General features: G+C 36.1%; 21 protein-coding genes and 1 tRNA gene. 6 read left to right on the forward strand and 16 right to left on the reverse strand.

The annotated features are described in order from the left end of the window. Nucleotides 1-90 precede the first annotated feature (90 nt). The 3 genes from fadJ to M983_RS03170 form a co-directional block, all read right to left on the reverse strand. On the reverse strand, nucleotides 91-2259 hold the full coding sequence (gene fadJ, locus M983_RS03160) for a fatty acid oxidation complex subunit alpha FadJ (protein ID WP_066746931.1): 2169 nt from the start codon (nucleotides 2257-2259) through the stop codon (nucleotides 91-93). Then, a complete protein-coding gene (gene fadI, locus M983_RS03165) occupies nucleotides 2259-3563 on the reverse strand; it encodes an acetyl-CoA C-acyltransferase FadI (RefSeq protein WP_066746934.1) in 1305 nt (434 codons plus the stop codon). Before fadI ends, fadJ begins: the two co-directional genes overlap by 1 nt. 248 nt (nucleotides 3564-3811) lie before the next feature. Next, a complete protein-coding gene (locus M983_RS03170) occupies nucleotides 3812-4108 on the reverse strand; it encodes a YfcZ/YiiS family protein (RefSeq protein WP_074388139.1) in 297 nt (98 codons plus the stop codon). A gap of 344 nt (nucleotides 4109-4452) precedes the next feature. Between M983_RS03170 and fadL the strand changes: the two genes are divergently transcribed. After that, nucleotides 4453-5808 (forward strand): long-chain fatty acid transporter FadL, encoded by a 1356-nt coding sequence (gene fadL, locus M983_RS03175; RefSeq protein WP_066746937.1) that lies wholly within the window; start codon nucleotides 4453-4455, stop codon nucleotides 5806-5808. A gap of 80 nt (nucleotides 5809-5888) precedes the next feature. Here the strand turns inward: fadL and mlaA are convergent, their stop codons facing one another. The 12 genes from mlaA to M983_RS03235 form a co-directional block, all read right to left on the reverse strand. Beyond that, nucleotides 5889-6629, reverse strand: a complete 741-nt coding sequence (gene mlaA / locus M983_RS03180; protein ID WP_066746940.1) for a phospholipid-binding lipoprotein MlaA — start codon at nucleotides 6627-6629, stop codon at nucleotides 5889-5891. A gap of 218 nt (nucleotides 6630-6847) precedes the next feature. Beyond that, nucleotides 6848-7411: a P-loop nucleotide/nucleoside kinase family protein gene (locus M983_RS03185; RefSeq protein ID WP_083954528.1), complete on the reverse strand. Its 564-nt coding sequence runs from the start codon at nucleotides 7409-7411 to the stop codon at nucleotides 6848-6850. A gap of 1119 nt (nucleotides 7412-8530) precedes the next feature. Beyond that, nucleotides 8531-9652, reverse strand: coding sequence for an adhesin (locus M983_RS03190; RefSeq protein ID WP_083954529.1), 1122 nt, complete (start codon nucleotides 9650-9652; stop codon nucleotides 8531-8533). 14 nt (nucleotides 9653-9666) lie between these two features. Then, nucleotides 9667-10194 (reverse strand): fimbrial protein, encoded by a 528-nt coding sequence (locus M983_RS03195; RefSeq protein WP_066746943.1) that lies wholly within the window; start codon nucleotides 10192-10194, stop codon nucleotides 9667-9669. Between the two features lie 2 nt (nucleotides 10195-10196). Next, nucleotides 10197-10730 carry a fimbrial protein gene (locus M983_RS03200; RefSeq protein ID WP_066746946.1) on the reverse strand — a complete coding sequence of 178 codons (534 nt, stop codon included), beginning with the start codon at nucleotides 10728-10730 and terminating at the stop codon, nucleotides 10197-10199. After that, nucleotides 10723-11151: a fimbrial protein gene (locus M983_RS03205; RefSeq protein WP_066746949.1), complete on the reverse strand. Its 429-nt coding sequence runs from the start codon at nucleotides 11149-11151 to the stop codon at nucleotides 10723-10725. Before M983_RS03205 ends, M983_RS03200 begins: the two co-directional genes overlap by 8 nt. A gap of 26 nt (nucleotides 11152-11177) precedes the next feature. Next, nucleotides 11178-11909: a fimbrial biogenesis chaperone gene (locus M983_RS03210; RefSeq protein WP_066746951.1), complete on the reverse strand. Its 732-nt coding sequence runs from the start codon at nucleotides 11907-11909 to the stop codon at nucleotides 11178-11180. Between the two features lie 28 nt (nucleotides 11910-11937). Further along, nucleotides 11938-14460, reverse strand: a complete 2523-nt coding sequence (locus M983_RS03215) for a fimbria/pilus outer membrane usher protein (RefSeq protein ID WP_066746954.1) — start codon at nucleotides 14458-14460, stop codon at nucleotides 11938-11940. A 57-nt stretch (nucleotides 14461-14517) separates the two neighbouring features. After that, nucleotides 14518-15096 carry a fimbrial protein gene (locus M983_RS03220; protein WP_066746957.1) on the reverse strand — a complete coding sequence of 193 codons (579 nt, stop codon included), beginning with the start codon at nucleotides 15094-15096 and terminating at the stop codon, nucleotides 14518-14520. Nucleotides 15097-15308: 212 nt separating this feature from the next. After that, nucleotides 15309-15860 (reverse strand): fimbrial protein, encoded by a 552-nt coding sequence (locus M983_RS03225; RefSeq protein WP_066746960.1) that lies wholly within the window; start codon nucleotides 15858-15860, stop codon nucleotides 15309-15311. Nucleotides 15861-16230: 370 nt separating this feature from the next. Further along, nucleotides 16231-16488, reverse strand: a complete 258-nt coding sequence (locus M983_RS03230; RefSeq protein ID WP_066746995.1) for a helix-turn-helix domain-containing protein — start codon at nucleotides 16486-16488, stop codon at nucleotides 16231-16233. Nucleotides 16489-17594: 1106 nt separating this feature from the next. Next, nucleotides 17595-17669, reverse strand: a tRNA-Arg gene (locus M983_RS03235). 291 nt (nucleotides 17670-17960) lie between these two features. Between M983_RS03235 and M983_RS03240 the strand changes: the two genes are divergently transcribed. Then, a complete protein-coding gene (locus tag M983_RS03240; RefSeq protein ID WP_066746963.1) occupies nucleotides 17961-18392 on the forward strand; it encodes a GNAT family N-acetyltransferase in 432 nt (143 codons plus the stop codon). 53 nt (nucleotides 18393-18445) lie between these two features. Here the strand turns inward: M983_RS03240 and M983_RS03245 are convergent, their stop codons facing one another. Beyond that, a complete protein-coding gene (locus M983_RS03245; protein ID WP_066746966.1) occupies nucleotides 18446-19222 on the reverse strand; it encodes an AraC family transcriptional regulator in 777 nt (258 codons plus the stop codon). 104 nt (nucleotides 19223-19326) lie between these two features. Between M983_RS03245 and M983_RS03250 the strand changes: the two genes are divergently transcribed. The 4 genes from M983_RS03250 to phsC all read left to right on the forward strand — a co-directional run bounded on the left by M983_RS03250 (nucleotide 19327) and on the right by phsC (nucleotide 24309). Continuing rightward, nucleotides 19327-20130, forward strand: a complete 804-nt coding sequence (locus M983_RS03250) for a sulfite exporter TauE/SafE family protein (RefSeq protein WP_066746969.1) — start codon at nucleotides 19327-19329, stop codon at nucleotides 20128-20130. Nucleotides 20131-20666: 536 nt separating this feature from the next. Beyond that, on the forward strand, nucleotides 20667-22946 hold the full coding sequence (gene phsA, locus M983_RS03255; protein ID WP_066746972.1) for a thiosulfate reductase PhsA: 2280 nt from the start codon (nucleotides 20667-20669) through the stop codon (nucleotides 22944-22946). Nucleotides 22947-22957: 11 nt separating this feature from the next. Continuing rightward, nucleotides 22958-23536 (forward strand): 4Fe-4S dicluster domain-containing protein, encoded by a 579-nt coding sequence (locus tag M983_RS03260; protein WP_066746979.1) that lies wholly within the window; start codon nucleotides 22958-22960, stop codon nucleotides 23534-23536. Further along, nucleotides 23533-24309: a thiosulfate reductase cytochrome B subunit gene (gene phsC / locus M983_RS03265; protein ID WP_066746983.1), complete on the forward strand. Its 777-nt coding sequence runs from the start codon at nucleotides 23533-23535 to the stop codon at nucleotides 24307-24309. Before M983_RS03260 ends, phsC begins: the two co-directional genes overlap by 4 nt. Nucleotides 24310-24387 lie beyond the last annotated feature (78 nt).

Genomic DNA, 24387 nt, shown 5'->3' on the forward strand with positions numbered 1-24387 from the left:
ATCAATTTTTAATCTGGCGCAAAAGAAACAGAAAAAAGGCGCCTTAGCGCCTAAATAAAAACAATAAGTGAAAAAAGGATTAATATTAATTTAGTCATAAAAACGCTCATTGCGTTCTGTCATCTCAACAAGTCGTTGGCAAGGAGAGAATTTTTCACCATATTTATCAGCAAGCTGATTAAGTTTTTCTGTGATTTTACTCATACCCATACTGTCCATATAACGAAATGGTCCACCAAAGAAAGGTGGAAAACCGATACCAAATACTGCACCAATATCACCATCTCTAGGTTGTTTAATAATCCCCTCATCTAAACAACGAACAGCTTCATTAAGCATCATTAATAAGCAACGTTCTGCTATTTCCGATGAGGTTAATTGGCTTTTCGGTTTGATCTGTAATAACGAATAAATGGCGGTATCTGGTCGTTTTTTATGTTTGCCTAAAGAAAATGGTAAAACGTGCTCGTTATATAAGTAAAATCCTCTACCATTTTTTCGCCCTTTTCTATCATCAGCAATAATGGCATCAACTGCAGGAGGAGATGCAAATCGTTGACCAAACTCATTGACTAAAATTGGCGTTATTTTCGTTCCAATATCAATCCCCACTTCATCGAGTAATTGAATAGGACCAACAGGAAATCCAAACTGAACTAGCGCTTTATCGATATGTTCTATCGGCTCACCTTCAACTAAACATGTCAACGCTTCACTAATATAAGGCGCTAAAATACGGTTAACATAAAAGCCAGGTTTATCACCGACAACAATAGCAACTTTGCCCTGTTTTTTAGCAAAAGCAACGGTGGTTGCAATTGTTTTGGCGCTCGTTGTTGCATGAGGAATAACTTCAACTAAAGGCATTTTTTCTACAGGACTGAAGTAGTGAAGACCAATGATTTTTTCAGGATATTGTGCTTTTTCAGCAATTTTAAAAATAGGCAAGGATGAAGTATTAGATGCAAAAATAATGTTGCCTTTACCAATATCTTCTATATCTGTCACCATTTTTTGTTTTAAAGCCAAATCTTCAAAGACAGCCTCAATAACGATATCGGCTTGATGAAAACCACTATAATCAAGCGTGCCTGATAGTAGTGCCATTTGTCGCTGGAATTCGCGTGAAGACAGCCTTTTTTGCTTTACTCTTTTTGATAATGCTTTATAGCTATAGTTAAGCGCTTGAGCAATTCCTTTATCACTAATATCTTTTATTCTAACGGGTAAATGACCTTTAGTTGCAGTAACAAAAGCAATACCCCCTCCCATTAAGCCACCGCCTAAAATACCTACTTGATGTAGATTGCCAGGTTTTTCAGATGAACCAGTTTCATTTTTTAACGAAGTCGAAGCAAAAAAGAGATAGCGTAGTGCACTAGAAACGGGTGTCATTGCTAACTCACCAAAAGCCCTCGCTTCTTCTTCAAAACCTGTTTGAATATCTTTTTCAAGACCACGCTCAACCACATGTAAAATACGTTCAGTAGCGGGATAATGGCCTTTTGTTTTTGCCAATGTTCTTTTTTTCGCTTGTCCAAAAAAAATATTGCGACCTAATGTCGTATTTGCAAAAAAGCGCTCTGTAATAGGATGTTTTTTCTTGTCTTTTTTTCCAGATAAAATCCATTTTGCAGCAACATCTAATAAAATGTCTTGTGAAACAACATCATCAACAAGACCAAGTTTATAGGCTTTTTTAGCCGTAATTTGACGACCTGTTAAAATCATATCAAGTGCAGCAGTAACTCCAACAAGACGAGGTAAACGTTGTGTACCCCCAGAGCCGGGTAATAGGCCTAACTGAACTTCAGGCAAACCCAGTCGTGTTTTACTGTTATCAGAACAGATACGCCCATGACAGGCTAAAGCAAGCTCAAGCCCACCACCAAGACAGACACCATCAATGGCAGCAACAACGGGTAATGGGTAATTTTCAAGCTGAGTAAATAATTCTTGCCCTGCTTTGGCTAATTCGCTAGCTTCTTCTTTAGTTTTACAATGATCAATCATTGAAATATCAGCGCCAGCAATAAAACAATCTGGTTTACCCGATGTAATAATTAACCCTTTTACACCAGAATGTTGTTGAGCCTGCTTTAAAATATCTTGGAATTGATTAACAAATTCAGCTTTTAAGGTATTAACCTTTTCTCCTATCACATCAATGGTAATAATACCCACTTTGTCATCACGTACCGAAAATTGAAAAACAGGTAAATTCTGCTGTGACGTGAATTCAGATTTCTGTAAGTCCATTATTCCACCTCCAAGATCATCGCAGCCCCTAATCCACCAGCCGCACATGCCGTCGTTAAGCCAAAACCACCACCTCTGCGTTTTAATTCATTGAGTGTTTGAGTGACCATTCGTGCACCAGTAGCAGCAAATGGATGCCCATAAGCAATAGAACCACCTAAGACATTAAATTTATCCATATCTACCTCACCAATGGCCTTAGATAATCCTAATTTTTCTTTAGCAAATTTGTCACTCGCAAATAATTGCAAATTACTTAATGTTTGGGCTGCAAATGCTTCATGCATATCAATCAATGTGAGATCGCTAAGTTCAAGCCCTGCACGTGATAAGGCTAAAGGCGTTGCATAGGATGGTCCTAATAGCATATCTTTCCATACATCTATTGCGGTAAATGCATAACTACGTAAATAGCCAATAGGTTGATAACCTAAACTTTTAGCTACCGATTCTTTCATCATTAATATCGCTGCCGCGCCATCAGTTAACGGCGTACTATTCGCCGCAGTGACGCTCCCATGACGCCTATCAAATGCGGGTTTTAGTTTTGCATAAGAATCAAGAACAGAGTTATTACGAATATTATTATCTTGATGAAAACCCGTTTTATAGGGAGGAAAAAAAGCGGTCATAACTTCATCATTGAGTTTTCCCATCTCCCATGCTTTAGTTGCCAACTGATGAGAGCGATGAGCTAGTTCATCTTGAGAGACTCTTGATATATGATACGTTTTTGCCATTTGTTCAGCAGTGTCACCCATACGAAGGCCTGTCGAATATTCAGCAACTGCGGGTGCAACAGGTAATAAGTCGCGAGGTCTTAATTTACTTAAACAAGAGAGCCGTTGCCCTAGTGTTTTTGCTTTATTTAGACTCAGCAAAACATCAGCTAATTTTTTACTCACCCCAATAGGTAAAACAGAAGAAGAATCAGCACCGCCAGCAATACCAATAGAAACGTGACCTGCCATCATACTTTCTGCAACATTAGCAATGGCTTGGAAACTCGTCGCACATGCTCGCGTTACACTATAAGCATCTGTTTTAACGCTTAACCCTGCACCAAGAACAATTTCCCTTGCAATATTAGGTGCTTCTGGCATTTGTACGACTTGACCAAAAACTAATTGATCAATTAATTCAGGAGATATTTCATTGCGAATGACTAACTCTTGTACGACAGAACGCCCCAATTCGACAGCGGGTATTCCTCGATATGCTGTCGCTTGCTTTGCAAAAGGCAGACGTAACCCATTAACAATAGCAATACGATCTTTCGAAACATAGTTAGTTGATGACTTCATAACGACTCCTGAATAATGAATTCCTAACATCTAAAGAGGTCTGACCTGACAGTATTGTTAACAAAATTTTCACTTATCAGAAACACTATTTTATAAGAAGTGCGAGTTAGCGCTCATTATTTCGATGAAATATCTGTAATGACAAAGTAATGATAAAAAGTAAGGGTTAGAGAAGAAAACAAAAAAAGGCTGTCGCTTTAAAGAGCGACAGCCTTATAAATATTATTTTATAGAACTTGATTTACGAATTAACGTAATCCTAGCTGAAAAATAAGATTTTCAGCTTCACAAGAGAAGGTGAAATCTGCTTTTAATTCAACGCCATCTTTAACATCTGTTAATTGATGTGTAATTTGACAAGGTTCTGATGCGGTAGATTGTGCTTTTGCACTTAATTGTTCCAGCATTGCTTGGGCTTGTGCTTTATCAGCGAAAGTATGCTGATAAGACGCAGTACAATTTTTGTTATCAATAATAGTTCCTACATCAACGCAACAGCAAGCAGCTGTTTCATCTGCACTACAACGATTAATTGCGTCTGCCATTTTAATCTCCCAACGAAAGAAATGTTAATTCTCTATCATAATCGTAAAAAAATAAAATAAACTGCTTTAGCTCAAATTATCCTACAGTTTTACAAAAAAAGTTGATTATCTCGTTTACTTCATCACCAAAAATATCTTTATTGGGATTGTTTGTAAAATTTATGTTAACTGAATCTCAATTTTTAAATCAAAATAGCAATATTAGCAAAACATACTTGCAACATATGGAGTAATCAACTTTATACTTAGGTAACTGGTCTGATTTGTCATATCGACAACCGCACCTAAAATCCAGCGCTTCTAATCAGAAGTTACTAATTTAAAATAATATGAGGGTTTAGGTCATGAACCGTAAAAACCTGTTTACTCGCACAGCTCTAGCTGCCATTGTAGGAACATTATCCTCTCAAGCAGGCGCTGCCGGTTTTCAGTTAAATGAATATTCTACTTCAGCACTAGGTCGTGCATTTTCAGGCGAAGGCGTTATTGCAGATGATGCAAGCGTAGGTAGCCGAAACCCTGCAGCTCTAACTATGTTTGATCGCCCTGAATTCTCAATAGGTGCTATTCATATTAATCCAAGTGTTGATATCAAAGGCCGTTCACCACTGACAGGAGCAAGTACAAACGCAAATGACATCGCACCTAGCGCGTTAGTGCCTAATATCCATTTTGTCACACCAATTAATGATAAATGGGCATTGGGTGTTTCAGGTACAACTAACTTTGGTCTTGCTACTGACTTTAAAAAAGATTATCCAGCAGGATTGATTGGTGGTAAAACCGATTTAAAAACCATGAATTTTAACGTAAGTACAGGTTATCGCGTTAATAATAAATTTAGTGTTGGTCTTGGTTTAAATGCCCTATATGCCGATGCTGAAATTACTCGCCATGTTGGTGAAGCAGGAAAAGTGTTAGGTGGTGCTCTTGCTCAACGCCCAGGAATGGAACAATTAGGCGGATATTTAGCCAGTATACCTGCGGATGCTAAATTTGCTCAATTAAAAGGTGATGCATGGGGCTTTGGCTGGAATGCGGGTATTTTATACGAATTCGATGAAAATAACCGTATGAGCTTTACTTATCGCTCAAAAGTTAAAGTTAAATTTAAAGATGGTGACTATCAAAGCGATTTACGTTCAATTCCACAACTTGAAGGTATGGGAATCGTTGGTACTAATGGCGATACGATTAAAGGTAAGCTAAATCTTGATTTACCTGAAATATGGGAATTTGCCGCTTATCACCGTGTTGCGCCTAAGTGGGCCGTTCACTATAATTTAGCATATACAAGCTGGAGTGCATTTGAAGAGTTGAAAGCAACACGTAAAAGTGATGGACAGCAACTCTTTAATAAAGAAGAAGGCTTTCGTGATGCTTGGCGTGTAGCAATCGGAACCACTTATTACCATGATGATCATTGGACATTCCGTACTGGTATTGCCTTTGATGATAGCCCTGTTCCTGCAGATAAACGCTCTATTTCTATTCCTGACCAAGATCGTTTCTGGCTAAGCGCTGGTACAACTTATGCCTTTAATAAAGATATGTCTGTTGATGTTGGCCTAGCATATATGCATGGGCGAAAAGTGAATATCAAAGAGAAATTATCTGAAAAATTACCACTTCCTGCTTATGAATTTGATTCATCAGGTAAAGCATGGTTATACGGTATGAACTTTAACTACCGTTTCTAATTGTTTTTATTTGCACTTTTGCATCATTACCCGAAAAAAATGGTCTTGAAAAAGACCATTTTTTTATTCATCAGTAATAATTAGTCGATAGAATCTAAATCGTCTTCAATTGCTTTCGCGTTTGGATTTTCTGGTACAGTACCATTGGCTTTAAAATCATTACTTTGGAAGTATGCTTCACGCATCATGAGATAAGGGTCTGATGAGTTTTGTAAAATTGCATCAGAATCAAGTAATTGAGCGCGAGTTTCTATACCTTCTAATGCCCATTTACCTGCTGACATCCAAAATGTTAAGTAGCTCAAAATCGGATAGGTTGCATCAGCCCAGTCACCACCCTCTTCACGCACTGTAAAACTGCCATAGCCAGGTAGAACAACATAAGGCCCATATCCCACACCATAATGCCCTAGAGTGCTACCAAATCGCACAGGTACTTCTTTTTCCATCGATTCTCTAGACATTCCAGCAACATCAATTAAGCCACCCATCCCAAATACGGTATTTATCCAGAATCGACCAAAATGTTTAGCACCCTGCTCAAATTCACCGCGTAACAGGCTATTGACCATGCTCGCTGGCTCTTCTAAGTTACCTAAGAAATTAGATAAGCCATTTCGTGCTGGTGGTGGCACATAATCACGCCAAACAACCGCAATAGGACGTAGTATGTAAGGATCTAAAACATAATAGTTAAAATCAAACATCTGGCGGTTAAATCCTTCCAATGGATCAGATCGCCTTTCTCCATTATTAGTAGAGCTTGCGCATCCTGATAGTAAGGCGATGGAAAGAGCAACACCGCACAGGCGATACTTCATAATGTTCTCCGCTAATTATCTTAAGATGAATAGCATTACACTTAGCATATTCGTAAACTTCTCACATGATACTGTCAATATGATATAAGTGGTACTTGAATTAAGCCATGATCTTATAAGATAATTCAGTTTTTAGTTTTACCCTATTGAGCTGATTTAAAATATTTATTAAACAATAAGAGCTAAATTAATATAAAAATAGGTTAACATTGCCTAAATTAACAATATTCTTTTACTTTTAATTCTTCATCTGCTGTTGGGTAAGAAAAATACTGGGTTATAAGATCAAACTCATCTTCTGTTGTTCTAAACGGATTTTCATCTGTCTGACTACGTAAGATAAGTCTTCTTTTACATTCACTATCATCTACTTTCAGAACATGAAATAAATAGGGCAATTGGGCATTATTAGCTAATGATTTTAACCAGCACCGCTGTTTTTTTGTATTAGCAGGAAAATCCATAACTATGGTATTACCCGCTTTAAGAAGAACTGCAATATGTTCTTCTAACACTGATTTTATCAACGCACTTTTTTCAACATAATCAGCAATTGTTTTTATTTCACTAGGATAAAGGCGAGATAACCAAGTATCTTCGCTAATTAGTATCGTTCTAGGATTTTTTGCTAATCTTTTGGCAAGTGTAGACTTACCTGATGCAATTTTTCCACAAAGAAAGTGTAACCGAATGTCAGAAACTGAATCCAATACATCATTTTTTTCTTCTGATAACGCTGAGTGCGGAGAAGTAAGGTGCTTAACATTATTTGATGAACTCATATTTTTTTCCTTATCATTTGTTGATGTTGCCAGATAAAGGATTAAACATAAAATAACCCGCTTATCTGGCGGGCTATAAAAACAACAATTCCCACCACTATGTGATGATAATAATAATTGGGAGGATTGTTGAAATTTTCATCGAAATAAACTCAATGGATAGACTTGACTTAATCTAGCCATAGATAATATAGAAATACAATTGTTATTTTATCGAGATAGATTACTGATTTTATATTCAGTATATTTTCTTACAAACTTTCATCATTAATTGATTTTATAGTTTTATATATATTTTACTAAACGTACAACGTGAAAATTTGTATCATAGGTGCTTCTAGCGTAGGAAAAACAATCTTATCCGAAAAACTATCAAATACTTTTAATATTATTACTTACAGTTACGATGATATACATTGGAACAAACAACAGAATATCTATATAAAAAACACAACTCACTATTGATTCACTTGTTTCAGAAGTAAGATCAAAAAATACATGGATTGTAGAAGGTGCTTGTGATCGCCGTTTAATTTCTTTTGTTACTCACTGTTCGCTCATTGTAATGATTAAAACCTGTATATAGAATATGTACAATTAGAATTTTTAAGCGTTTTGTAATGGCTAAAGTTAATGAAGTAACTCCAAAAGAATTTTTTTCTAATACACTCGAATATTTACGTTTTGCTAAATAATTTGATGATTTTTATATTAAAGAGTATCTATCTAATAATACAATATCCATTTTATTAAATAAGTTGAATTAATAAGTGCAGTACGGAGTTTTATAAAATAATCAATTCTAACTCAAATAGATACTCAGACAATCACGGCTTAATACCTAAATCTATTTCCTAGTCTATTAGAATCAAACTATCTATAATAAAACAGCATAAAACACATATTATTTACTCGGTTTTATGCTGTTTATTTTATTACTCAGTTTCATACAAATGCATACTAAGTGAGTATAATAACGTTAACTGACATAATTTATTGTACTTATTAGTTTAGTACTAAATAAAAAACAGTGAAAATTAATAGTATGAGAATATGGAATTTTATCTCAAAAATAAATGGAAGTATTCTACTGTTAAAAAATTAGTATCGAAGGCATATTTAATCAAATGTCGCTATCAGCCAAGCAGAACCTTTATAATCCCCTCCTACAGCATTGCTTCCTTGAATATGGCTTGTTATCTTAATGGTCCTTAGATCTTTGATATCAATTTTAAAATCTTTCCCCGTTTGACCAGTGGTTTCATCAGTTATAGTTAAGTCACTGTAGATTTTATTATCGCTATTTTGACTGCTCGTCATTGGTAGACGTTTCTGTGGATCACTGTCAGTGGTATAATCGAGACGTAATCTAACCTTTGTTGGAATTGAGAACTTACAGGTATAGGTGACTTTCTCTGTAACTATACTATCGTAATTTAGCGTATTTAACTGGCCATGACGTAGATTAACCGTTCCCGCCTGCCCTGTAGACGTTGTTGTATTACAAGATGACCCCACATTTAATGTTGAAGAAAGTAATCGCATTGGTACTGTGGTTTCACCTAAAGGCCAAGATGTAAACGTTGGCGGCGTTTTAGGACTCATAAATGCACGTACATATCCCCCAAGTGGCATAGAAGCAATAACTACCTGGCCGTCAATAATTCTTTCATTAATATAAAATGTTACTGTAATTGGAAATTGTACCGAAAAACCAGAGGCTGACTGCGTCGAACTACTCGAAGCATTAGAACAAGCACCAGCACCTGTAATATTTAGCCAATTGAGCATTTTACTATCAACTGTCATCACGACATTGCTATTAACTCGATAACCTGTTTTGCCATCGATAGTTGTACCAGCTAAAGGCGCATACATGAAGAGTCTATGATAAGCATTATTACTACCAATATTTGTGCTCGTTCCTCCCCATGTTCTACCAATACATTTTGCTGTACCTGTTACACTAACTGAGGGACCACTCCCATTAATCACGATTGGACTTCCAACACGATAATAGTTTTTGCCATCAGATCCGACGACAGGTGTAGAAGCTATTGAACTGTTGCTCGCGAGCTGAATTAAATATCCATCATTTGGGTTTTGAATCATTGGTGAATAGTTTGCTAATGCTATTGATGGCAGCAATAAATTTCCCAATGAAATTAAACCACAACAAATTTTCTTTTTTTGAAAAGACTGCAACCAGTGTGTAGGAATAAAGCCTTTTAAGTTCAACATAATAAATGATCCTACTAGTTATAAGTCACAGAAAGGGTGACAGTTGAAGTAAATTTCCCCAGCTCCAACTGATTAATTGGCACCGCATTAACTAACTGTGCTTGTAAATCCATACGGTATAATGTTGCATCAATCCGTTCGGGGTAAATTCGTTGCTTTTTACTCATTTCCAGCGAACGTACTGTTCCGCCAGTCACTTCTTTAAAATCAATTCCTAAGCCATCAGTACTAGTGGCTAAAATATTTTTACCGTTATATAACAAGGTGCTCCCCCCTTTGGGATTCAACACGATTGCTAAGCTATTATTAAAATTACAACCCGATATATAGAGCGAAAAATCTTTTACTGCTGCAGATTTATTTAGGGCTTCTGGATTAAGTGCGCCAAAACCAATTTTCAACGGCGAACTGCTATTTTCACTACGAATGTTACAAGCAGGATCCACCATGGTGGCGGTAACATCTACCAATACGTCGGCTGAACTCCCCAATGAAGTGAGTAATAGTAGTAATCCTAGCGTTTTTTTTATTTGGTTAAGCATCACTATTCATACTCCACATTAAAGGTCACGATGCCGGAAAAATCGCCGATTTTAGCTTCACCTGTGGCAGGTTTACGGACAAAGACACCGAAATCAAATTGTTGTAAACCATTTACAACACTCACATCACCAACAATCATCGGTTTATTCCACACGATCGGTTTTTCATCATGATCAATTAGCCCTAGTACCACCCCGCTATCACCTTTTGTGGTCAAAAAGCTATCACTGCCAATATTAACTAATTCATTGCTTTGCCACGTGAGCTTGATGCTTTTTTGCAAATCCGTTTCGCTACACTTGTCAATAGCGATGGTAAACGGGGTTATCGCACTACTTTCATTTTCATTAATAAATTGCCACCGCAAGTTATACAATGTGATTTTTTTATTAATAGATTCTGTCGCCACTTGGCATGCCGTACTCACCAGCTCGCCGCTAAATTCAACATCCAAACTATTAGTGGCCCATACCTGAGGTTGCCAGCCTAGAAATGCGATAGAAAACAGCCCAAAATACATCGTAGCGTTATTCATAGCTCACCTCTAAACGCAATGTGTGCCTATTATTCATCAATATTGGTAGATGAATAGGATTATCACCATTTAGCAAGGAAAGCGGATAACGTACTGAAAATATTCCATGTTGTACGTCATAAAACCGCACACTTGCAGGGGTATTAGCCGTTGCATCAAGCAAATTTATTTCTCGGTAATCTTTTCCTGCACCACACCCTGTCAAATTCAACGTATTATCCAAACTCAGATTACACGGAGCATTAAAGAGTGTAGCTTTCACTTGTATTCGGCCTTGATGCAACGGTTCATAGTCTGATTGATTAACCGGTGTATTCGCAACAATGCTGTCAGCCATTGCCGATTGACTTAATACACAGCCAATAACGAGTAATACGACCTTGTATCCTGCTATTTTCATGGAAATGTTGTATTTTTGCATCACCCTTTCCCCGTTAACCAATATAATTACTTTTCACCGGTAACTGAGCACACACTACCTTGACAACGAAACGCCAGTGTGGGCTTACCACCATAATCATTGATATAAGTAAGATATGGTGTGGATAATGTCGGCGATATCACATCCTGTGTTGATTTAGGTGGTACCATAACAACATCAAATGCATTGTGTTCAGATTCAGTTTTACTATTTCCTAAGCCAATCACAGTAAAATTAAAGGGTGTAGTATTATTGATACTGTAGCCTTTTGCGGTTTTGGTTAACGTCACCTTATGCGCCCACTTAGTTTCAGATTCAGCCAAAATAGAACTAGGGCGATAGAATAATTTTACTCGCGATTGCAAGGCAATTTGTAATGTATTGCCATCAGTAGACTTAGGCGGTACTTCGCGTAAATTGAAATAGAATACTGACTCTCGGTCTTGTGGTAGCTTGCTCAATTCAGGTGTAGTACTTAAACGGACTAAACTATTACTGCTAGGCTCAATACGTTGCAACGGAGGTGTAGCCAAAATAGCACCTTTGGTAAGCTTATTACCTTGTAAATCTTCGATCCAACTTTGAGCTAAGTAAGCTTCTTCGGGGTTATCGTTCGAAATAGTGACATTAATCGACTTTTCTGATCCTGGAAAAATAATACGTGTTCTATCCAATGTAACTGCGCTGTAGGCACTAGCTGAAACCATCACGGTAGCCCCAACAATTACACGACATAACCCTTGACCTAAATTCAACATAATTGACCTCATAAAACGAATTAAATACTTATTTTGTAGGACCTACAGAAGAGCAAGGCAGTAATAGCATGCTTGATAATGACGCTACATTGTCAGGCATTCGTAATTCGCATTGCTTTTCACCCGCCCAATAAACGGAAAGGATTTCTTTGGGTGAAATACCAACCAACCACGTTACCCCGTCTTCCCCCACAATCCCCAACTCACGATTATCAGCATTACGTACACTGGCACCAAACGGCGGATTTTTTCCATTATTCAGTGATAAAATAGCGAACAGTTTTTCCCCTTTCATCACTGATAAACTACGGTAGCCAATCGCACCTTTGGTTAAGGTGATATCTGTCGTTGACTGTAGTGTTTCTAAATTATCAGGAAGTTGACTCGTGTTAATCGATGCCGTTGATTTACGGTAGCTATTGACGTTCGGGATAACCGCCAGCCCAAAACGGTTAGTTTTGATAATGCCACTATCTAGTGGCACATCACCTACACCAGGTGTTTCAATCATTAAACGAGTATCACCATTAGCACTGCGGTGTAAGGCTACCCCTTGAGCTGTTGCAGTGATCCCACTATTAATTGAGGCACCAATACTACGATATTGTTGCGGTACATAACTTGCATTTGCCGATAAGTTAGCTTGTGACAGATCACGTGAATAATAGCCACTGATACTCGACTGACTATCCATATTTTGTCCATGATTATAGCCAACATTTAGGCTGTAGTTATCATGCTCGCTATAGCCACTATAGCCCACACTGTGGTTATATTGACTACTACCACCAGCACGAGAGTACAACTCAGAGAATGTAATATTATGTCCGCTATATAAAGGGACGGTTAGATACAGATTAATTGCATCATCTTTATAGCCATTATCTCGCTCAGTACGCGTCGCAGATAATGAAATATTGGTATCTTGCTGCGATAATCCTGGAATACTGATATTGGTGCTTGCGTATAAACCATATTGTGTCTGTGGCTGGTCTTGCCAATAGGTACTATATTGATAATTCAAAGATAAGTTGAATTTATCAAAATACTTATTCAAATAGATTTGATAGTTTTCTTTTGGCGCTCGTACTACATAACCAGTACGATCTTGATCCATAAATTGTGTGAGTGTGCGATAATCTTTATCAGCGAATCGATAGCCCGCAAAGGTGATATCGGTACGTAGCGCATCAAATGATTTTGCATAATTGAGGCGGAATGAACGCCCTTGTAGAGTTTGATTAGTAAAATGGGCAAAAGACTGCGTAAAATCGAATGACAAGGCACCGAAAGCAAATAAGTCTCGACCAACACCAATCGCTACAGTTTGGTAGTCGCCATTAAGTTGTGCTCCACCATACAATGACCACGCATTGGATAAACCGTAAGATAACTCACCGCTAATTACCGGTTTACCGGTTAAATTGTGACCGTCATAGCGAGTTTTACCAGCGACTAATTTGTAAATAATGCGCCCTGGGCGAGTTAAATAAGGCAGTGAAGCTGTACTGAGACTAAACTTTTTCTCTTCACCATTTTCTTCACGTACCGTTACATCGAGTACCCCACGTACACCACTATCTAATGTTTGAATGCGGAACGGCCCTGGTGGTACTGTTGTTTCTAAAATTACACGATCTTGGCTACGTACAATTACAGTAGCGTTAGTGTTTGCTACACCAATAATTTCAGGGGCATACCCCACCAATTTGGGCGGTAACATACGATCGTCACTTTCTAAGGAGATACCACTGTATTGCCATGACTCAAACACATCGGAATAGAAATAGTTTTCTCCAATGGTTAAAATAGAAGCCAGTTTTTTCAAAGAGGTAAATGCGTACAGTCGGCTAAAATCGAAGTTGTGTTTTTCTTGTGGATTATTCCCACCGCTTTGTTTTTGGTACATCGCATTATAGTCACCACGAAAACGCCAAGCGCCAAGATTAATACCTGCAGTTCCATTGGTTGATAAATAAGTACGTTTATTACCTTTACTTTCTTCTGTTGCCGAAACATTGGCATTATAATCCACAAAAGCACCATTAATCCCTTCTTCCCACAATGCAGGTGGAGTCCAATTTGGATCTCGGTATTCCATCCATAATTGAGGAATAGTAATTTTAAGTGACAATGTGGCAAGCTCAATCGTGGTCTGCGCTCCTTTTAATGCAGAAAGATCGAGGCACTGACCATCATGAGAAATCGTGACTTTTTGCTTAGCCGAGTCTTTAAGACCAATAAGATCAAGTAAATTAGCAGGTACACAAAGAGTGCTGCTTTCGGCTTGTTGCTGAGCATTTTGTTCAAAGACAGTGATATCTCTTGGTGCGCCTAAACGCTGCCCATTAACAAAAACTGTTAATACATAATGGCCAGGAGGCACATAACCCGCAACGGAAAACTGACTCATATCTACATTTTGCATATCTTCCGCATCCAATACATCGGTATTGAACTCTGTCGCATACGCTGTGCAGGCGCTGACGCCCACCGCTAATATAACGGTCTGCCTTATTTTGCTAAGTTTGAACATCATGCCCTGTTCCATCCCAAAGACAGCTCAAAAGTACGCCCAATTCAGTCATTGAATAAGTGCTTTTGTGCTTTATTGATAATCGATAAAAAAACGAACTAGTCCTTGATAACTACCTGCTTGAAGAGGTTTTCCTGTCAGTTCTAGCCGTAAAAAATAACGCAAAAATAAGGTTTGCCCTGATTTACCTTGTCTCAATACACTTTCAAATAAAGGGTAGGCTTCTCCCGGTATCAAAACATTTTTCGTGTTATCCAAAACAGATACGCCCAAGCCCTGAGAAGGCCCTTGTAAGACAAAAGCATGAATATTGTCTGCACTTTGCCCATCAAAGCGAATTGTCCATGTTTTACTGTCAATAGAGTTGTACACACTGCCACAGTCACGAAGCTCAATATCAAAAGGACGAGTTTGCTGTTCTCGTTCTACCGCAGTTGAAAGCATAGCCATCGTTAAAGCAGAGAAATCAACAGTTTGATAGCGATTTGGCATCACAATCGAACACGGTGTTGATATCACACTGCCAACAAGCTGAGTGACGCCTTCATGACGCATACCCACCTCTTTTGCAGCAAAAACTGATGTACCACCAAAGATAAGCGAAAACAGGATCCCTGTTATTTGCAGACCAACACGTTGATAAACAGCCACTCGTCTCTCCCATACAGACGCCAAAATTCGTCCGCGTTCTGACCGTTGGCAAACAAATACTGTTTGACGGTAGTCGTTAGAGGTTGTTAAATATGCGAAGAAAATCAACTTGTTGATTTTCAGTTGAGAATACGAAGAGGGAGAAATTGCACTTTGCCCCTCTTCGCGAGCAACGTTGACCGCCAGTACCCACTGGTGGTCAATTTTTTAACTTACTGATAAGTAATACGGAAGTTTGAAATAGCACTAAATTTGCCTTCAGCGACATCTTTAGTCGTATCAACCGCTTTCGCTAGTGCTTTGAAGGTTAACGTGTTGTCACCTGTTTGGTTTGCAATACGAGGTAAAATATCTGTTGCTTTGCCAAACTCGAACCCGTCAATCAAAATACCTAGGTTATTTGAGTTACCAGCTGCAGTAGATAATAGAGTTTTAGCTGTGTCTGCAAAGGTTTGTCCTGTAAAGACTAGTTCCATAGATTTTACTGCTACAGGTTTTCCGTCTGTATCTTTACCAAAGTTCGCGAAATCACAGCCAGTAAATTTGATATCAAATTCTGCTTCAGCCGCTTTACCACTTTCTAGTGCTTTACGAGATAATTGACCAAAATCAACAGTCTGTTTCAGAGAAGATTGCTCAATATTGCAAGGCGTATTAACAACAGAACCCACAAAATTGATAGTACCCGTATTATCAGCCATTGCGCTTAATGGAATAATAGATGCAGCGAATACAGAGGCAATTGCTAATTGAGTTAATTTCATTTATTTTTTCCTTTCTAGTAAAAGATAATAGAAACCGTTCACCCTTTCTCAAATTAAGGATGTTAATTTCATTTTTTTGATAAAGCGAAAAAGTTACATCATATAAATAATCGCATCATCCTTGTTGCAATTTAATTCCTTTATTCATTTCTATGGATAATAAAAAACCATAAAAATTAAGCCACTTAATTAAAATTAATTATATTTTAACTATACGAATAAATATTATGAAAATTAATTATCATAATATAATTATAAGCTAAGATATATATTTTAATTATTTTATAAATTTATTTAAATTATGTTTATCTGATAGATTTAATTATTTTATTTTCTTAAAACTATGTTTGAATTAAAAAAACATTATTTTCTATTTACTGATATCAACATCAAGCACTTTATGGACAAAGTCCCGCCAATCAATCTCTAATACTTTAAAAATAGTATTAAGTGTTTCAATATTCAGGCTATTACTCCCACTTTCATATCGTGAGATTTGTTGTTGGCTCAAATTAATTAACTGTCCAAGTTGTACACCGCTTAATGATTTATTTATTCGCGACTTACGAATAAATAAACCCGTATTCTTACGTATAATTTGGTTATATTGACATCTATTGTCATTCATCATCGCTTATCACCACTCATCAAAATATTGTACAATAATTGTAATAACTTAATATTGTCATAAAGCCGTATCGCAAGACATTGCCAAAAAAACATTCTGAAAGACAGTCGATAAATAATATTGTCAACTTCGAATATCACTTAAGTTGCGTAAATACTAGAGTGCTTTATCTGGCCTGTAAACATGGTTATAACGATCGATCACCTTAATATGATAGCTTTTACCTATCAAATAGGTGATATCGATCTAAGATATCAATCAAACTAAATAATAAATTCAGTGAATTCAAGCAATAAGCGTTACATGATTACTGATATCTTCAATGTAATCATCAGTTATCTCAAATATAAAAATGTTAATAAAATGTTTTATTTTACTTATCCATTTTCATTTTGTTACAAATTGAAATAATATCGTCATACTCTATATGTTGATTTAATAATTATTAACAACTAGTGGCAATATTTTAAAAATTTCATATAGTTTTTTATCAATAACTATACTTTGATCAAAGAATATATTTATTCTTAAAAAGAAGAGAGCAAGAACAAGCCAAAATATCCGTATCAATTTGTGAACTTAAATCGATAGAATATCTGATAAGAACATTAGTTGATGTTCTGGATATCAGGTATCTTTTTATACTCATCCCCTCCGTTAAAAAACCCAACAAACAAATCTTTAGCCACTTCATCTTTTGGGGCTTTATTTATATCAATACCTTTATCTAGGACTTTTTTAGTTCAAGTCACTTTTCTCTTTCTTGTGGAAGAAATAATTTAGATAACTAATCAAAAAATATATTTTTCTATCCCCATAGACTGGTCCTTCATTTATCAGGCTTTGATGTTTATTATAAGTATAAAAAGATATAAGCATTTCCATCAAAAATCCTATAAATATTATTTTTTACTTTACATGATGATATTTTTTATAGTTAGCATCTTGGGTAAAACCTCACCAAGTGAAAATACTTACCCAATATTTATCCAATAAAGACAGTGGTGCCAACGAACTATTGCGAATAGAGACGGAAAGGAAACTAATACAAACATTAGAATTTACTGGATTTGACGAACTGAGTTGAACTATAGCGGATGAATTTATGGCGCTCTCTACAGGAATCGAACCTGTAATTAGCCCTTAGGAGGGGCTCGTTATATCCATTTAACTAAGAGAGCGTGGAGGAATAATCTTCTTAATTCAAGAAGCCGTATTATGTTACCTCTCAACATGCACTTGGATCAAGTTTTATTGCGACTTAATGTGCGCACTATCTCATTGTATTTTGCTTATATATTAATCAGTTAGTGTTATAAAGTGTACATATTGTGTACATAATCTAAATTTTACTGTGTACAGCCTATAATTGCCTTCACTCAGTAATATAAAGAAATACTATTTTGTCGTATTAAATGCCGTAAAAACCATTTAAGGTAACAATTCAATTATGATTCTATAGTAGGAAGAAGATGAGTATTAGGTTAGCTACTTGTAATGATTATAAAATACTTTGTGATATTGATTCTGTTGCAGAAATAGATGGACACCGATGTGAAGAAATTTTTAACTGGATTAAATCTGATTCTTGCCATATTTACGAAAAAAATGACCAAGCTATTGGCTATGGTGTATTAACTCATCATTTTTTTGGATACCCTTTTATTGAGCTTATTATGGTCAATAAACCGTTTCGCCAACAAGGTATCGGTCGAGAAATTATCGAATATTTTCAATCTATTTATCATTCAACGAAGCTATTTAGCTCTACAAATTTATCAAATCAACCTATGCAAAATTTATTTTCCCGATTAGGTTTCAAGCCAAGTGGCTCTATTGATAACCTCGATGAAGGTGATCCTGAGATCATTTTTTGTTTTTCTAATATGACACAAAATAGCTAAAGTAAACTCTACGGATAATTAGAACAGCTATCACTAATAGCGTTAAAATTTATTTAGCACGCTTTTAATTGTTTTAAAAAAGCACTAGGAGAATAGCCCATCTCTTTATTAAACATAGCACTAAATGCACTTGGATTTTCATACCCTAAATCGAGAGCAATTTTAGTAATAGAATGGCCTTTTTTTAGGGCGGTAAGTGCATACATTAAACATGCACGTTGACGCCAGACGCGAAAAGAAAGCCCCGTTTCTTTATGAAATAATCGCGTAAATGTACGCAAGCTTTTATTTAATTCTTTTGCCCATAATTCTGGTGTAGTCATAATATTAGGTTGTGAGATAAATTCCGTGCACAGTTTATCTAAAACGGCATGTTGTGGTAATGGTGTAAAATAAGGCAACGGTTTTGCTAATGATATCTCATAGCATAACAATGCTAATAATGCATTATCTCTGCCTTGTTTATCATAAAGTAATGGCAATTCATTAGCAGAAAGTAATAATTGATAAAGCAATGGAGAAACTTGTATAACTTCACAATATTCTGAATTTCTTGGAGCTTTATCCGGCTCAATATAAAGACTATATGTGCTACTACCTAACATAAGTACTTGATGATGTTTCTCAGCAGGGATCCATACACCGCTATAAGGTAATACGACCCATTGACCATCTTCTGTTTTTACTTTCATCACACCACTTGGTGCATAAAGAAACTGCGCTCTTCGATGGTGATGAGTTTCAAGTAATGTGTCATAAGGATAATCTGAGCCTAATGCTAAAATATCTCGAGGAAGATTATCCACATCATTAATATCGATATTACGCATAATAGTTCGATTGTCCTAAATTCGTATAAACTTGTCTTTATCCCGTGGGCAAGCCATGTTTTTATTCTATATTGTGAATCTCCTGACTGAACAGGAGAATAATAATGGTATTCTGGCTAATATCTTTTGGATTAATTTCTGGCATAACAACATGGTTATTTGGGTTTGGTGGTGGATTTGTCACGGTACCTTTACTTTATACCCTTATTCTTAGCTTATGGGGAGTTAACAGCTTACCTGGTGAACATGCAATGCAAATTGCAGTAGCGACCTCCGCACTTATTATGTTGTTTTCAGCCACAATCACAACGATTAAACACAATAAAGCAGGACGAATAGATTGGAAAATAATTTCAATTCTTTTTATTGGTATCGCATGTGGGGGTATTTTAGGTGCTCTTTTAGCATTAACCGTTGAAGGTGATTGGATAAGATGGCTATTTATCGGTTACTTATTTGTGACTATTTTAGATTGTTATTTTCGTTCTGGCTTTATGACGCCAACAACCCCAATCAAAAAAATAGGTAATACAAGAGAAGCATTTAACGGCACATTAATTGGTATTGTAGCCGCCTTTTTAGGTGTAGGAGGAAGTGTAATGACCGTTCCTTTATTACGCCGTCGAGGTACTTCAATGGTAAAATCAGCAGCCATGGCTAATACCTTAACTTTACCATTAGCACTCACTGCAACACTAACATATATTGCATTATCGTTCACAGCGCCTTTAAATAATGAATCCGGTTTTGTCGGTTATATCTGGCTAAAAGCTGCACTTATTCTTATTTGTAGCACATGGGTTGGGTTAAAAATTTCAGAACGTTTTCTCTCTCGTATTCCTGATAAATGGCATGCCCGAATTTATCCTTTACTGCTTATTCTTGTACTTATTGTGATGTTATTTTAATTTCTTTGTAAAAAGAAAGATATTTATATAAAACAACATGATAAATAGATTGCTTAATTATTACATTTAAGCAATCTAATTTTATTTATTTTGTTAAATAACATCATTATTGATATTTAAAGAAACAAAAATATTTTTATTTTTAAAATAAATTTTTAATATAAATTAAATTATATAGTATTTTATAATATGGGAATTCAATCTTAATAATGTTATATTTTAAATACACTTTAGAAAAACAAAATAGTATCGTAACTTAATGAATTATAAAGCACTACTCATTATGGGATTATAAAAAAATTATAGAAGAATAAAAAACAAATCTATTTATAAAACACACCTATAAGAAAATAATTATCATTTAAACACAGCTATATTTATTAATTTATTAGATGATATTTATTAACTTTTTATTCTTTATTTTTACTCATTGCAACGTTCCTATTACTTATTAAATATTAAATTGGAGATGCCTTCAAATATTTATTTGATCACCTCTATATAATATTTAGCTATAAGAATAAACCGGAGGTTATATGAGTATTAGTCGTCGTTCTTTTATTAAGGGAATAGGCATAAGTTGCGTTGGTTGCTCTTTAAGTAGTTTGCCACCAGGGGCTCTTGCATTCGATCCTATAAATTCTCTTAAGGGTTCATCGAAATTAACGCCAAGCTTATGTGAAATGTGTTCTTATCGTTGCCCTATCGAAGCTCAGGTTGTTAATAATAAAACAGTCTTTATCCAAGGAAATAGAAATGCAGAACATCAGCATAGTCGTGTTTGTGCCAGAGGAGGTAGTGGCGTTAGTTTAGTGAATGACCCTCATCGCATTATTAAACCCATGAAGCACAAAGGCCCACGTGGTGCTGGTGAATGGGAAGTGATTAGTTGGGAACAAGCATACAGTGAAATAGCTGAAAAAATGAATCAAATAAAAGAAAAGCATGGTGCAGAATCTCTTGTTTTTTCTTCAAAATCAGGCTCCCTTTCTTCTCATCTATTTCATTTAGCGAATGCTTTTGGTTCACCTAATACTTTCACACATGCATCAACTTGTCCTGCTGGTAAAGCCATTGCCGCTTCTGTGATGATGGGTGGCGATCTCGCTATGGATTTAGCAAACTCTCGATATATTCTGTCTTTTGGGCATAACCTTTATGAAGGTATTGAAGTTGCTGAAACTCACGAATTAATGACAGCTCAAGAGCGTGGCGCTAAATTAGTCAGCTTTGATCCGCGTTTATCTGTTGTTTCTAGTAAAGCCGATGAGTGGTTTGCTATTCGCCCTGGCGGCGATTTGCCTGTTTTAATGGCGATGTGTCATATCATGGTTAAAGATAATCTATATGACAAAGCATTTATTGAAAAATTTACAGTCGGTTTTCCTGAACTGGTTGAAATATTACAAGACACAACACCAGAATGGGCACAAATACATTCTGATGTGCCAGCAAAAGATATTATTCGCATTACCCATGAAATAGCAGCTAAAGCCCCTCACGCATTAGCCATGCCAGGTCATCGCGCTACCTTTAATAAAGAAGAAATTAACATGCGTAGGATGATCTTTATCTTAAATGCCTTACTGAGCAATATTGAGCGCGAAGGAGGAATGTACCAGAAAAAAAATGCGACGAAATATAATAAATTAGCAGGAATAGACGTTGCTCCTGAATTAGCAAAACTCACCGTTAAAAATATGCCTGAAATAACAGCTCAACGCATTGATGCAACTGCACCTCAATTTAAATATATCAATAAAGGTGGGGGTATTGTTCAATCTATTATTGATTCAACACTACAGGGCATTCCTTATCAAACTAAGGCATGGATTATGTCTCGTCATAATCCATTTCAAACAATTAGTTGTCGTCCTGATGTAGAAAAAGTTGCACAACAATTAGAGTTAATTGTTAGCTGTGATGTTTATTTAAGTGAAAGCGCTGCTTATGCTGATTATTTATTACCTGAAACCACCTATTTAGAAAGAGATGAAGAAATATCAGATGTATCAGGCAATAACCCTGCTTATGCCTTACGACAAAAAGTTATTGAGCCAATTGGAGATACAAAACCAAGTTGGTTAATTTGGATGGAATTAGGCAAAAAATTAGGACTAGATAATTACTATCCTTGGGAAAATATGGGAGTACGTCAGCTCTATCAAGTAAAAGGTAATGAAAATCTGTATAAAGAAATCCATAAAAAAGGCTATTTATCCTACGGTATTCCCCTCTTATTACGTGAACCTAATTCTGTAAAAACATTTGTCGAAAATTACCCTAATGCCATCCAACATGTTGATGATAATAATACGATGGAAAAATCACTGAGCTTTAAAACACCAAGTGGTTTAATTGAAATCTATTCTGAAGAGCTAGAAAGTCGATTAGAAAATTATGGTATTCCTCGTTTTCATAATTTCCCATTAAAAGAAAAAGATGAACTCTATTTTATTCAGGGCAAAGTGGCTGTTCATACTAATGGTGCAACACAATATGTGCCTTTGCTTGCTGAATTAATGTGGAAAAATCCTGTTTGGCTACATCCTGATACCGCTAAACGTCATGGTATTAATCATGGTGATGAAATCTTTTTAGAAAATAGTATTGGTAAAGAGAAAGCGCACGCCTTACTCACCGAAGGTATTCGACCTGATACTGTTTTCGTTTATATGGGATCAGGTGCTAAAGCGGGTGCAAAAACGCCAGCCACAACAACAGGTGTTCATTGTGGCAACTTGTTATCTCATGAAATTAGCCCAGTTTCAGGGACTGATGTGCATACATCAGGTGTGAGAATAAGTCGAGCTTAAGGGGAATAACGATGAATAATAATGATAAACAATTTGTTATGTTACATGATGAAAAACGCTGTATCGGCTGTCAAGCCTGTACTGTCGCCTGTAAAGTTATCAACGATATTCCTGAAGGTTTTAGTCGCCTTCAAGTACAAATTCAAGGCCCTCATCTTGATGAAAAAGGCAATCCTCACTATCAATTTTTCCGTGTTTCTTGCCAACATTGTGAAGATGCACCTTGTGTTTCTGTTTGTCCTACTGGTGCTTCTTTTATTGATGAAAATGGAATTGTTCAAGTGAAAAAAATACTTTGTATCGGTTGCGATTACTGTGTAAGCGCTTGTACTTATCATGTTCGCTATATTAATCCAACAACACATATGGCTGATAAATGTAATTTTTGTGCAGATACTCGTTTAGCACAAGGCGAACTACCTGCTTGCGTTACAGTATGCCCAACTGATGCATTACTATTTGGTCGCCTTGATTCTCCTCTAGTGCAAACTTGGATCAAACAAAAATCGGTTTATCAATTTCAACATGAAAATATTGGAAAACCTCATTTATTTCGCCGTAAAGAATGCCATCAAGGAGATAAGCTATGACAAGTATATGGGGTGCTGAACTCAACTATACAGCTGATCTTTGGCCTTTATGGTTAATGATTGCGGGTTTGTTAGTGGTAGCGATGATAATTATTTTAATTATTCATGGTTTTCTACGTTATGCATTAGCACCAAAACAATCAAATAAAGAAGAACAAGAGCGCGTTTATTTATATTCTAAAGCCATTCGTTTTTGGCATTGGGGTAATGCGCTACTGTTTATTCTTTTATTATTAAGTGGTTTCTTAGGCCATTTTGACATTGGTAGTACAGCATCTATGGTACTACTACATAAAATAAGTGGCTTTATTCTTATTGGCTTTTGGGTTGGTTTTGTCATTATAAATTTAACAACAAATAATGGCATTCATTACAAAATAAAATTTCATGGATTGCTCAATCGTTGTGTTAAACAAGCCCGTTTTTATCTGTATGGCATAATGAAAGGTGAGCCTCATCCTTTTGAAGCAACACAAACAGATAAATTTAATCCACTTCAACAACTCGCTTATTTAGGAGTAATGTTTGGGCTTGTGCCTTTATTATTAATCTCTGGGGTATTATGCCTTTATCCTGAAATATTAGGATACGGTTATTGGATGCTAAAAGTACATTTAGTTCTCGCAATAGTTGCTCTGATGTTTATTTGTGCGCATTTTTATCTTTGTACACTAGGTGACACGTTTACTCAGACCTTTCATAGTATGATTGATGGTCACCATCGTCATCGTAAACATGATAAAAACCATTCTATGACTAAAAAAGTAGAGTAATTTGCTCTTACCCCTTCCTTTTTTTATTTAAATGCTCGTATTAAACGAGCATTTTTTTGATCTTTATTCAGAAAAGAT

Source organism: Proteus myxofaciens ATCC 19692 (assembly GCF_001654855.1).
Taxonomy (GTDB): Bacteria; Pseudomonadota; Gammaproteobacteria; order Enterobacterales; family Enterobacteriaceae; genus Proteus; species Proteus myxofaciens.